Below are 11,270 nucleotides of genomic sequence, written 5' to 3'. Positions count from 1 at the left end.
CCCCTGGGGGTGCCGGGCTCGCGTCCGTCGTCGTCGAACGACGGCGCAGGTCCCTAGAGAGCCCGTGCGTCGCCCTCGAGCAGCACGGGGATCCCGTCGCGGACCGGGTAGGCGAGCGGGCGCTCAGGATCGGTCGAGCGGAGCTCGGGACTGCCGTCCGGGGCCGTGCCGTCGACGAGCGTGGCTCCGGTCACGGGGCACCTCAGCGCCTCGCGGACCCACGGGTCGAGGGTGACCGGCCCGGGGGTGCCCGGCGTCGTGTCGTTGCTCATGTGCTCGGCCTCAGCTCTCGTTCTCGGTGGCGCGCACGAGCGACAGGACGTCGTCTCGCACCTTCTCCATGATGTCCTCGTCGGCGGCCTCGACGTTGAGCCGCAGGAGCGGCTCGGTGTTGGACGCACGCAGGTTGAACCACCACTGCGGGTGGGAGTCCCAGTGGGAGACGGTGAGGCCGTCGAGCTCGTCGACCACGACCGGCCCCGCCCCCTCCTCGGTCACGTACGCCTGGACGACGCGGGCCCGCGCGGCGGGGACGTCGTCGACCTGGGAGTTGATCTCGCCGCTCGCGGTGTACGGCTCGTAGACCTCGCCGAGCGCGGACAGCGGGTGCTCCTGCCCGCCCAGGGCCGCGAGCACGTGCATGGCCGCGAGCATGCCCGTGTCCGCGAAGAAGAAGTCGCGGAAGTAGTAGTGGGCGCTGTGCTCGCCGCCGAACACCGCGTCGTTGTCCGCCATCTGCGCCTTGATGAACGAGTGGCCGACACGTGTGCGGACGACCTTCGCCCCTGCCGCGGTCATGAAGTCCGGGACGGCGCGCGACGTGATGAGGTTGTGGATGATCGTCGGGACCCGCCCCGCGGCCTTCTCGCGCTCGACCTCGCGCAGCCCCACGAGGGCCGTGATCGCGGACGGGGACACCGGGTCGCCGTGCTCGTCGATCACGAAGCAGCGGTCGGCGTCGCCGTCGAACGCCAGGCCCAGGTCCGCGTCGTGCTCGACGACCGCGGCCTGCAGGTCCAGCAGGTTCTTGGGGTCGAGCGGGTTCGCCTCGTGGTTCGGGAACGTCCCGTCGAGCTCGAAGTACAGGGGCACGACGTCGAGCGGCAGCGCCTCGAGACCTGCCGCGGTACCCAGGACCGCGGGTGCCGTGAGGCCGCCCATGCCGTTGCCCGCGTCGATCACGACCTTGAGCGGGCGGATGCCCCGCAGGTCGACGAGCGAGCGCAGGAAGGACGCGTAGTCCGCGAGCATGTCGCGGTCGGTGATCTCGCCACGGTCCGCGACCGGGGCGGGCAGCTCGCCGTCGAGGTACTCCTGGGCGAGCTCGCGCACCGCGATCAGGCCGGAGTCCTGCCCGACCGGTCGGGCGCCCGCACGGCACAGCTTGATGCCGTTGTAGACCGCGGGGTTGTGCGAGGCCGTGAACATGGCGCCCGGGACGTCCAGCGCGCCCGACGCGTAGTAGAGGCCGTCGGTCGAGCACAGCCCGATCCGGAGCACGTCCACGCCGGCGTCCGCGAGGCCGCCGGCGAACGCGTCGACGAGCTCGGGTCCGCTGTCGCGCATGTCCCGCCCGACGGCGACGCTCGGGCGGGCGGTCGCCTCGCCCCCTGTGGCGGTCGCCTCGGGGAGGACCACGACGCGGGCGAAGGCCGCGCCGATCGCACGGGCGACCTGTGGGTTGAACTGGTCCGGGACGGTGCCTCGGACGTCGTAGGCCTTGATGAGCTGGGTCAGGTCGATGGGCACCCGGTCAGCCTAGCCGGGACGGCCGGGGAGCGCGTTCAGTCGCCCTCGGCGCGCAGGACCCGCAGGTGACCTCGGCGCCCGACCTCGGTGACGTCGTCGGGCTCGGGACCGGGGCGCGGGCGGCCCGCCTCCCGGACGGCCTCGGCGAGCGCCGAGAGGTCGTCGGCGCTGGGGCCGGTCTCGACGAAGTGCTGCGCGAGACGCACGACCTCCCAGCCACGGGGCGCGGTGAGGCGCTCGGCGTGCTCGGCGCACAGGTCGTAGCTGTGCGGCTCGGCCAGGTGGGCCAGGGGCCCGAGCACGGCGGTCGAGTCCGCGTAGACGTAGGTGAGGGTCGCCACCGAAGCACGGGTGCATGCGGTGCGCGAGCACTGTCTGACGGATCTCACGGGCTGACACTACGCCCTGCGGGGTGGTCGCGGTGCCATACACGCCGTGCACCCGTCCCGCACGTCGTGGTCACGTCGCGGTCGCGGCGGACGCCCGGCGGTTCGTCTAGGCTCGGAGGCGTGCCCGGTCACTCGCCCTCCCCCGCCCCGCACGGTTCGCGCCGTCGCCCCGAGAAGGCGTCGACCGACGCCCCGGCGCCGCTCGTCGCGTCTCTGCAGATCCCACCGCGCGGGCCGGACCTCAACGACGTCGGACCGCACCCGCGACGTCGCGACCGGCGCGGACGCGGCGTGCGCGGGCCGCTGCTCCCGCCGTCGGCCCCTGCGAACCGCACGCGCGGCGAGAAGTTCGACGAGCACGTCATCGCGACCATCAGCCTGCTCGAGCGCGGATGGTCCCGCCAGCTCCACGGCACCGAGTTCGCGGTCGAGGACGTCCCGCCCTCGGACCCCGCCCCGTGGGAGGACGCCGGGGTCCCCCTCGGGCGCTACTTCCCTGCCGACGCCGGGCAGCCGGCCCGCATCGTCGTCTACCGCCGCCCCGTCGAGTCCCGGGCGTTCGACGACGACGACCTGGCCGACCTGGTGCGCGACGTCGTCGTCGAGCAGGTCGCGCACATGCTCGCGCGCACGCCCGAGGAGATCGACCCCCGCTACCAGGGCCGCTGAGGGGTCAGTCGGGCAGCCCCGCGGTCCGCGTGGCGCGAACGTCCACGCTCCCCTGGCTCTCGGCCGGAGGAACCGGCAGGAGCACGGAGACCAAGGTTCCCGGCGCCCCCTCGGGCGCGCCGGCGAGCGGGGCACCGACCGTCACGAGGACCGACCAGACGGGCTCGGGCCCGGTCCCGTCCTCGCCCGCGTCGAGCGTCAGGACGGCCGGTTCGGTACCGGCCCCCAGCACGGCGGCGTCGAACGTGGCGGTCGAGCCCGCAGGGACGTCGAGGTCCTTCTGCCCGAGCAGGGCACCGTCCGGCCCGTAGGCACGCAACGTGCCGCGGAACGCCCCCGCCGGGTCGGAGTCCTCGGAGCGCTCCCGAGAGACCGCGCCCACGCGGACCAGGCTCGACGTACCGGGCACCAGCGTGACGGTGCCGCGGTCGTGCGTCCCGCGCGTCCCGGCGGGCGTCTCGTCGCCGGTGCCAGCCGCAGCGACCGGGACCGACGCGATCCACGCGCGGTCGACCGGTGCCGCGCCCGAGGGCGAGTCCTCAACGGCGTCGCCCGCCCGGGCCTCGGACGCACCGGCCACGACCGGCACCGTGGCGTCCACGACGACCGTGTACGACCCGGCGGGCAGCCCCCCGAGCGACTGGTCGGTCACGGCTCCCGGGGACAGCTCGACCTGCTCGCCCCCACGCACCCGGACGCGACCGTCCGCACCGTAGACCGTCAGGGTCGCGGTCCCCGCTTCGGCACCCGGTGCCAGGAGCCGGACCTGCGGGGCGAGCACGTCGTCGACGGCCTCCCCCGAGCTCGTGAACCCGACGGCGGTGCTGAGCGACGGCGCGGCCCCGGGGACCACGTAGTCGACGCCGAGCGGCACGAGTCCCGCCAGCGTGCTGTGCTGCAGGTAGGCCGCGACCGTCCCTCCCGTCGACTCGACACGGACCGTGAGCCGGCGCTGCTCGGGCGCTGCCGCCTCGACCAGCGTCACGACCTCCTCGCCGGGCGGGACCAGGTACTGGCCCCCACCGCTCAGGACGACCGGGCCCCCGGGACCCCACACCTCGATCCGCACGGTCGCAGGGGTGCGGCCAGGGTTCTGGAGCACGAGCTGCGCGCTGCTGCCGACCTCGGTGCTCCCCCCGACGAGCCAGTGGTCGATGCCCGGTGTCGCGCAGCTCGCCGCAGCGAGCCCGCGCAGGTCCCCCGCGGTCGTCGTCGACGCCACGGCGGCCGCGACACGCGTGTCGACCGGCATCCCGGCGCCGACCCGCAGCGCCTGCCCCTCGGCGACGTCGGCCAGCGAGACCACCGTGGCCCCCGCGTCGTCCGGTTCGAGCGGCGCCGCGTCGAGCGCCTCGAGCCCCGTGAGCGTCACAGGCGTCTCTCCGGGAGCCCCCGTCGTCGAGCCCCCGCCGACCACACCGGCGCGCAGCACGGTCGCCGTCTCGACAGGAGCGGCGCCGAACTGGGCGTCGCCCACCTGTGCCGAGTCCGCCAGGCGGACGGGCGCGGGGCACACGAGAGTACGTTCGGGCGTCGACGCCTCGATCTGCTCGACGTCCGGCGCGGCCCCGGGGACCGTCCCGAAGTCGTCCGGAAGCCCGACGGCGGCCACCGCACCCGTGAGGGCGACGGCCACCAGTCCGGTGCCGATCGTCGCCACGCGGCGCAGCAGGGGGTGCGGTCTGGCGCTTCTGGTGGTCACGGGCACTACCTCGTTCCGGTCCGACGACGTCCCACCGGTACGGCGAGGAGCACGAAGATCAACAGGGTCAGACCCGCCACCGCGAGCCAGGGCGACCGGTGCTCGGGGACGAAGCCGATCGAGAGCGCCCCCTCCTCGGAGCCGAGGAGGAAGGCTTGGCGGCCGTCGACCTCGGTGCGTTCGAGGAGACGACCGTCGAGCGTCGCGGTCCAACCGGGATCCGCGGTCTCGGCGAGCACGATCGCGCGCTCGGCACCACCCGCCTCGACGCGGGTCGCGACGGACCTGTCGTCAGCAGGGAGGAGCCGTTCGACCACGACGGGCTCGTCGGTGGCGTCCGGGTCCGCGACCGGCAGCGTCTCGACGACACGCGCCCACGCCGGGGCGTCCGTCTCCAGCGGGCCGGGAGCGACCCGCCACAGCACCGATGTCTGCCCCTCGGTCACCCGCTCGAGTCCCGGCACCATGTCGAGACGCGCCACGAGCTCGGCACGCTCACGCTCCGCGACCGCGTCCTCGGTCGTCGAGGTCGGCAGCACGACGGCACCGACGCCCAGGTCACCGAGCTCGCGCGCCGCGCCGGCAGCACTCCCTGTCGCCATGCCCGCCACGATCGCCGGCAGGTCCCCCTGCGCGTACGACGGGTCGACCATGGCCCGCGCCTGCACGACGCTCGACGCGTCGATCATCTGGGGCCCGTCTCCTCGCAGGAGCGCGTACTCGAGGACCCCGCCGGGGGCGAGCTCGAGCGACAGCACGCGCACCTCGCGACCGGAGTCCTGCATCTGCTGGCCGACCTTCGGGACGACAGGCTCGGTCACGACGGCCAGGTCTCCGACGGTCCCGTCCCGGTCGGTCGCCGTCAGGGTCCACGACGTCACCGACGCGACGGGGACGAGGACCGCGACCAGCGCGAGCAGGCCGACTCCGCCCGCCCGCCACCCGGCGAGCGCACGGTCGCGACGGGCCGTGCGGCGGGGGTGCTTCTCGACAGGCTGCCGCGCTCCCGTCGTGCTGGACGTGGGCGCCCCCTGCGTCTCCGCGGATGCCGCGATGCCGTCCGCAGTGACCTGCGGGTCGGCCGGTCGGGCGTGCCGCAGCCCGGGAGCCCCGAGCAGCGCGGCCCCCAGGAGCCCCAGGACGACGACCGAGACCCCTGCGCCCGGCCAACCGCGGACAGGACCGTCGGCCGAGACGGCGACCTCGACCGCCCCGGTGACGACGGCGGCGGCGAGACCCAGTGCGGCGACGAACCAGGCGCAGGCCACGCCGGCCACCCGCGCCCGGAAGAGCGCGAGCACGGCGAGGGTCGCGACCAGCGTTCCCGTCGCCAGGGGCGCGAAGCGGGCGACCTCGCCGACCACCCCGCCGTCGAGGCCGAACCACGGTGCCACCTCGACCGGCATCCCGAGGAGCTGCTGCCACGCCGGTGCCGCTTCCGAGCCGACCGGCACACCGGGACCGGTCGCCAGGAGGCGCCACCCGCCGTCGGTCCAGGTGGTACCGACGTGATACCAGAAGGGGGCCAGGAGCACGAGAGAGGGAATCAGGACCAGGAGCAGGTACCGGCGGTGCTGCCGCGCCGCCACGGCGACGACGCCCAGCGCCAGGACGAACACCGGGAGGAGGATCGGGGCCCCGCACACCGCGACGAGCAGAGCGAGCCCCGCCGCTGCCGCCGCGCCGACCGAGCCTGGCCGCCGCCGCCGGAGCGCTCGCCGGCCCGCCTGCGCACGGCCGCCCACCGGGCCGAGCGCAGGGCTCAGCTCGTCGTACGCCTGAACTCCCAGGGCGCGCAGGATACCCAGCGCGACCCACGGAAGGGCGGCGTGCGCCACGAGCGCCCCGAGCCGTCCGTCGCCGAGCGCGAGGACGAAGGACGGGGCGGCGACCCACACGAGCGCGGCCCAGGCCCGCAGCCAGACGGAGCGGGTCACCCCGCCCGCCGCGAACCAGGCACCCAGCCCCGCGACCACGAACGACAGCATCACCAGGACGCCGACCGCCGGCTGGAGCGATCCCCCGCCGAGCAGCGCCAGCGGGAGGAGGAACGTCGTGAACGGGTCGGCAGGTGCGGGCGAGCCCAGCCCGTCCGCGACCCAGCCACCGGTCGCCGCCTGCCAGATGGCCGCGAAGCTCCCGTCCGCCGGGAGGAGCTCGCCACCGACGAAGCGTCCACCAGCGGCGAGGGTCCCGAGGACCGACCCGAAGACGACCGCGGTCAGTGCGAGGAGGGCGAGCGTCAGCAGCCCGAGCATGGTGCGACGCCGACGACCGATCGCGCGGAGCTCCGCCCGCTCGAGATCCGTGGGAGCCGTCGACACCCGGTGCTCCTCGGCGTTCGCCAGCCGGTGGTCCCTGCGCTCCCCGAGGACGTCGCGCCAGGTGCCCTGCAGGGGGGTCAGCGCACGTCTCGGGAGAACGCTCGTGCGGCGGACCGACCGGCGGGACCGGGCGAGCGCGGGGAGCCGGACGACCGCCCAGAGCGGCGCGAGGAGCTCGTCCCGCGCCTGCGCCGGCCGCTTGATCGCGAGTCGGTACATGGCCTGGAACGGCGCCCACAGGATCATGGCGATGACGGCGGGTACCAGCATCGGCCAGGCGACGCTCACGAGCCGGTAGTGCAGATGGCTGCGACGCCGGGGCCCGTACGACGCCTCGACGTCCGGGACGCGGGGCTCGTCGTCGTCCTCGTGGCGCCCTTCGTCGCGGAGGTCGAGGAGCGACGCCTGCGCGTGCCGGACGACGGCGCGCGGCACGACCACGACCCGGTGCCCGGCGAGGCGCGCGCGGCGGCAGAGGTCGAGCCCGTCCCCGAACACCCCGTACTCGGGGTCGGTGCCCTCCAACGCCTGCCAGACCGAGGTGCGCACGAGCGCACCGGCGAGACCCACCGCGAAGACGTCCTCGCGGGCGTCGTGCTGCCCCTGGTCGATCTCGTGCTCGTCGATCCCGGTCATCCTGCGACCGAGCGGGGAGACCGTGAAACCGACCTCGAGGAGCACGCCGTCGGAGTCCCCGTCCAGGTCCCACCGGCGCTGCTTCGCACCGGCGATCGCCACCGCGTTCGAGTGCTCGACCGCCCGGAGCAGCTCCGCCAGGGCGCCGGGCTCGGGGGTGGAGTCGTCGTGCAGCAGCCAGATCCAGGTCGGTGGGTCCTGCGCACCGCGGGACGCGAGCGCGATGTCCACGGCCTGCCCGAAGGTGCGCGCGTGAGGGGCTGCGAGGAACCGCGCGCCACCGAGCTGGAGCTCCTGGTACTCGCTCATCGCCTGGGACGCAGCGACGTCGACCACGATCACGGTGTCCGGCACGGCCGACTGGGACCGGACGGCGTCGAGCGTGTGCGGCAGGTAGCGGGTGTGCCCCTGGGTGACGACCACTGCGGTCACCGAGACGACGGCGGGCACCGAACCGGTCACCGCCGCGACGGCGTGGGGCGACGCACCACGTGCGCGCTGCTGCGCCGCACCTGGCTGGTGGTAGGGACCGGTCACCGTGGTCGTGTCTGAAGAAGTCATCCTGGCCACATCATGACCCGCGCTCAGCGCAGAACGTGGGACCTCGACACGGCAGGTCGTCTACCCGAGCGACAGTTCGCCCGCTCCCGGCCTGCGGGACGGCGTGCTCAGACCACCCGGCGCTTGAGCTTGCGACGCTCGCGCTCGGAGAGGCCGCCCCAGATGCCGAAGCGCTCGTCGTGCTCGAGCGCGTACTCGAGGCACTCGTCCCGGACCTCGCAACCCGTGCAGACCTTCTTGGCCTCGCGCGTCGAGCCCCCCTTCTCAGGGAAGAACGCCTCAGGATCGGTCTGAGCGCACAGCGCGCGCTCCTGCCACCCCATGAGCCCGTCGTCCACGACCTCACCGAAGAGAGGCAGCACAGGAGCCACCGTCTCTACCGGCCGACCCGCATCCGAGGGAAAGACCCCCAGATCATCGCCCAGCACGTTCCACATGATGCGCCCCTTCATGCCGTTATATGAAAACTGCATTAGAGAAATTACACGCGTGTCATCCACGTCCGTCAAGCCGAAATGTGCTATCCGGGCGATTCGGTGGGTGAAATCACGACGTCGGACGTCTCGGCGCGTCCTAGGCTGGGCCGCATGGCCGCAACCTCGACCCCTCCTATGCACATCGCTGACCTGCAGCGTCTCATCACCCGAGACCCCGGTCGCCCACGCCTGACCTGGTACGGAGACGACGGCGAGCGCGTCGAGCTGTCGGGTGCGGTGCTGCACAACTGGGTCAACAAAACCGTCAACCTCCTCGTCGAAGAATTCGACGCCGCCCCCGGGACACGCGTGCTGCTCGACCTTCCTCCGCACTGGCGCGCGGTCGTCTGGGCGCTCGCCACGTGGCGGACCGGGGCCACGCTCGTGCTACCGCCTGCCACGGAGGGGAGCGCCGCCGTCGGGCAGGAGCAGGACAGAGGCGTCGCCGACGTCGATGTCGTGGTCACCGCGCACCCCTCCTCCTGGACGGGCGCCGGCGCCCAGCTCGTCGCCGTCCCCCTGCCCGCCCTCGCGCGCCGGTTCGACGACGACCTGCCGCCCGGGACCGTCGACGCCGGCTCCGCCGTCATGACCTACGGTGACCAGATCGGCTGGGCCGAGGAGATCGACCCGACGGCGATCGCGGTCGAGCCCGCCCTCCGCCACGAGGACCTGGTCACGTGGGCGCTCGCGTGCACCCCGCGCCCGACGGCCTCCGAGCCGCGGACGCTCGTCGGCGAGGACGACCCGCTCGTCCTGCTCCGCCGGACCCTGCAGGCGTTGTCCCTCGACGGCTCGGTGATCGTGACGTCCGTCGCGAGCACGACCGCGCTCGCGGACGCACCCGAGCGGCTCGACCGTCTCCGCGCGACCGAACGCGTCACCGACTGATCCGCGAGAACCACCACCACACCTGCACGACCTCGTGGTTCGCGAGGACTCCACCGGTCGATAGGCTGTGCGACATCATGAGCAGCTCCGCCGGCGCACCGAACGCCCTCCGTGTCATCTGCGTGATCTACAACCCCGGGCCGGAGCTCGTGGAGTTCGCGACATCGCTTCGGACCGCGACCTCCCGCGCGACCGAGCTCGTCCTGGTCAACAACGGCGGGCCCAGCGAGCTCGCGGAACGGCTCGCGCACGAGCCCGGCACGCGTCTGGTCGAGTCCGGCGGGAACCTGGGCTACGGTCGCGCCGCGAACCTGGGTGCGCGCGGGGCCGCCGGCGAGTGGATCGTCGTCGCCAACCCCGACCTCGTCTGGACGCCCGGTTCTCTCGACGCGCTCGTCGCGGCGGGCGCCCGGCACGAGCGTGCCGGCGCACTGGGTCCTCGGATCCTCAACACGGACGGCACCGAGTACCCCTCCGCGCGCGCCATCCCGTCCCTCCGGCTCGGTGCGGGCCACGCCCTGCTCGGCAGCCTGTGGCCCGAGAACCCCTACTCCCGCGCGTACCGGAGCGCCAACGCCCCCGGGGACGCGACGGAACGGGTCGCGGGATGGCTCTCCGGCGCGTGCCTCCTGCTGCGCCGTGACGCGTTCGAGCAGGTCGGCGGATTCGACGAGGGCTACTTCATGTTCTTCGAGGACCTCGACCTGGGCGACCGGTTGTGCCAGGACGGCTGGGAGAACGTCTTCGTCCCCTCCGCCGAGGTCACGCACGTCCAGGGCGTCTCCTGGAAGAAGGACCCCGCACCGATGATCCGCGCGCACCACGTCAGCGCGCACCGCTACCTGACGAAACGGTACGGCGCGTGGTACCAGGCGCCGCTGCGCTGGGCGCTGACCGTGGGCCTCTTCGTCCGCGAGCGGCTCGAGATCCGGGGCGCACGGCGCCGATGAGCGGCGCATGCGGCACAATGGCCCGCATGCGTGGAATCATCCTGGCCGGCGGATCCGGCACTCGTCTGCACCCGATCACCCTCGGCATCAGCAAGCAGCTCGTCCCCGTCTACGACAAGCCGATGATCTACTACCCGCTCTCGACCTTGATCCTCGCGGGTATCAAGGACATCCTCGTCATCACGACGCCCCACGACGCTGACCAGTTCCGTCGCCTCCTCGGCGACGGGTCCCAGTTCGGCGTGTCGATCGAGTACACCGTCCAGGCCGAGCCCAACGGGCTCGCCCAGGCCTTCGTCCTCGGCGCCGACTTCATCGGCAACGAGCCGGCGGCCCTGGTGCTGGGAGACAACATCTTCTACGGCCCCGGGATGGGGTCGACGCTCTCGCGCTACGCAGACCTCGACGGCGGCGCCGTCTTCGCGTACCGCGTCGCCGACCCGACGGCGTACGGCGTCGTCGAGTTCGACGCCGACGGTCGTGCGCTCTCGCTCGAGGAGAAGCCCGCCGCCCCGAAGTCGAACTACGCGGTCCCCGGCCTCTACTTCTACGACAACGACGTCGTCGCGATCGCGCGCGACCTCGCCCCGTCCGCACGCGGCGAGTACGAGATCACCGACGTCAACCGGACCTACCTCGAGCAGGGGCGCCTGCAGGTCGAGGTCCTCCCCCGTGGTACCGCCTGGCTCGACACCGGCACCTTCGACTCGCTCGTGGAGGCCTCCGACTTCGTCAAGACGATCGAGCACCGCCAGGGCCTCAAGGTCGGCGCGCCCGAGGAGGTCGCCTGGCGCCGTGGCTTCCTGAGCGACGACGAGCTGCGCGAGCGTGCGGAGAAGCTCGTCAAGTCCGGCTACGGGACCTACCTGCTCGGCCTGCTCGAGCGCGACTGACCAGCGACCTCGAAGGCCCGCCGTCGACCG

The 11,270-nt window shown here is 73.5% G+C and carries 10 protein-coding genes; 4 read left to right on the top strand and 6 right to left on the bottom strand.

The window, feature by feature from the left end:
- Positions 1–53 precede the first annotated feature (53 nt).
- Genes ACFRCR_RS12140 through ACFRCR_RS12130 form a run of 3 tightly spaced genes read right to left on the bottom strand, consistent with a single transcriptional unit; the run spans position 54 to position 2,138 of the window.
- Entirely contained in the window at positions 54–272 is a 219-nt protein-coding gene (locus ACFRCR_RS12140) for a Trm112 family protein (RefSeq protein WP_191794161.1), read from the bottom strand.
- Positions 273–282: 10 nt separating this feature from the next.
- Positions 283–1,749, bottom strand: a complete 1,467-nt coding sequence (locus tag ACFRCR_RS12135) for a phosphomannomutase/phosphoglucomutase (protein WP_377677820.1) — start codon at positions 1,747–1,749, stop codon at positions 283–285.
- A gap of 35 nt (positions 1,750–1,784) precedes the next feature.
- Positions 1,785–2,138: a DUF3499 domain-containing protein gene (locus tag ACFRCR_RS12130; protein WP_030150032.1), complete on the bottom strand. Its 354-nt coding sequence runs from the start codon at positions 2,136–2,138 to the stop codon at positions 1,785–1,787.
- Between the two features lie 120 nt (positions 2,139–2,258).
- Here ACFRCR_RS12130 and ACFRCR_RS12125 point away from each other — a divergent pair, with 120 nt between their 5' ends.
- Complete coding sequence (locus tag ACFRCR_RS12125) at positions 2,259–2,807, top strand: metallopeptidase family protein (protein ID WP_377677819.1); 549 nt, start codon at positions 2,259–2,261, stop codon at positions 2,805–2,807.
- Between the two features lie 4 nt (positions 2,808–2,811).
- Here ACFRCR_RS12125 and ACFRCR_RS12120 read toward each other — a convergent pair whose 3' ends face one another.
- From ACFRCR_RS12120 to ACFRCR_RS12110, 3 genes are all read right to left on the bottom strand, one after another.
- A complete protein-coding gene (locus ACFRCR_RS12120) occupies positions 2,812–4,509 on the bottom strand; it encodes a DUF5719 family protein (RefSeq protein ID WP_377677817.1) in 1,698 nt (565 codons plus the stop codon).
- 5 nt (positions 4,510–4,514) lie between these two features.
- The gene (locus ACFRCR_RS12115) at positions 4,515–8,030 is read right to left on the bottom strand and encodes a glycosyltransferase family 2 protein (RefSeq protein ID WP_377677816.1); all 3,516 of its coding nucleotides are present in this window, start codon (positions 8,028–8,030) and stop codon (positions 4,515–4,517) included.
- 107 nt (positions 8,031–8,137) lie between these two features.
- Positions 8,138–8,467, bottom strand: a complete 330-nt coding sequence (locus ACFRCR_RS12110) for a WhiB family transcriptional regulator (protein WP_377677821.1) — start codon at positions 8,465–8,467, stop codon at positions 8,138–8,140.
- A gap of 150 nt (positions 8,468–8,617) precedes the next feature.
- Here ACFRCR_RS12110 and ACFRCR_RS12105 point away from each other — a divergent pair, with 150 nt between their 5' ends.
- The 3 genes from ACFRCR_RS12105 to rfbA all read left to right on the top strand — a co-directional run bounded on the left by ACFRCR_RS12105 (position 8,618) and on the right by rfbA (position 11,240).
- Positions 8,618–9,397 carry a TIGR03089 family protein gene (locus ACFRCR_RS12105; RefSeq protein WP_377677814.1) on the top strand — a complete coding sequence of 260 codons (780 nt, stop codon included), beginning with the start codon at positions 8,618–8,620 and terminating at the stop codon, positions 9,395–9,397.
- A gap of 77 nt (positions 9,398–9,474) precedes the next feature.
- Positions 9,475–10,347, top strand: a complete 873-nt coding sequence (locus ACFRCR_RS12100; protein ID WP_377677812.1) for a glycosyltransferase family 2 protein — start codon at positions 9,475–9,477, stop codon at positions 10,345–10,347.
- Positions 10,348–10,373: 26 nt separating this feature from the next.
- Positions 10,374–11,240 (top strand): glucose-1-phosphate thymidylyltransferase RfbA, encoded by an 867-nt coding sequence (gene rfbA / locus ACFRCR_RS12095; RefSeq protein WP_191794166.1) that lies wholly within the window; start codon positions 10,374–10,376, stop codon positions 11,238–11,240.
- Positions 11,241–11,270 lie beyond the last annotated feature (30 nt).

The sequence above is a fragment of the Oerskovia sp. NPDC056781 genome, from assembly GCF_042789955.1.
Lineage (GTDB): Bacteria > Actinomycetota > Actinomycetes > Actinomycetales > Cellulomonadaceae > Oerskovia > Oerskovia rustica.
Note: the sequence above shows the minus strand (reverse complement) of the source record. Positions and strands in the feature narration are given on the sequence as shown.

Coding starts and splice junctions, on each gene's coding strand:
- ACFRCR_RS12140 (WP_191794161.1), bottom strand. CDS start 272: ATGAGCAACGACACGACGCCGGGCACCCCCGGGCCGGTCACCCTCGAC.
- ACFRCR_RS12115 (WP_377677816.1), bottom strand. CDS start 8,030: ATGACTTCTTCAGACACGACCACGGTGACCGGTCCCTACCACCAGCCA.
- ACFRCR_RS12110 (WP_377677821.1), bottom strand. CDS start 8,467: ATGTGGAACGTGCTGGGCGATGATCTGGGGGTCTTTCCCTCGGATGCG.
- ACFRCR_RS12105 (WP_377677814.1), top strand. CDS start 8,618: ATGGCCGCAACCTCGACCCCTCCTATGCACATCGCTGACCTGCAGCGT.
- ACFRCR_RS12100 (WP_377677812.1), top strand. CDS start 9,475: ATGAGCAGCTCCGCCGGCGCACCGAACGCCCTCCGTGTCATCTGCGTG.
- rfbA (WP_191794166.1), top strand. CDS start 10,374: ATGCGTGGAATCATCCTGGCCGGCGGATCCGGCACTCGTCTGCACCCG.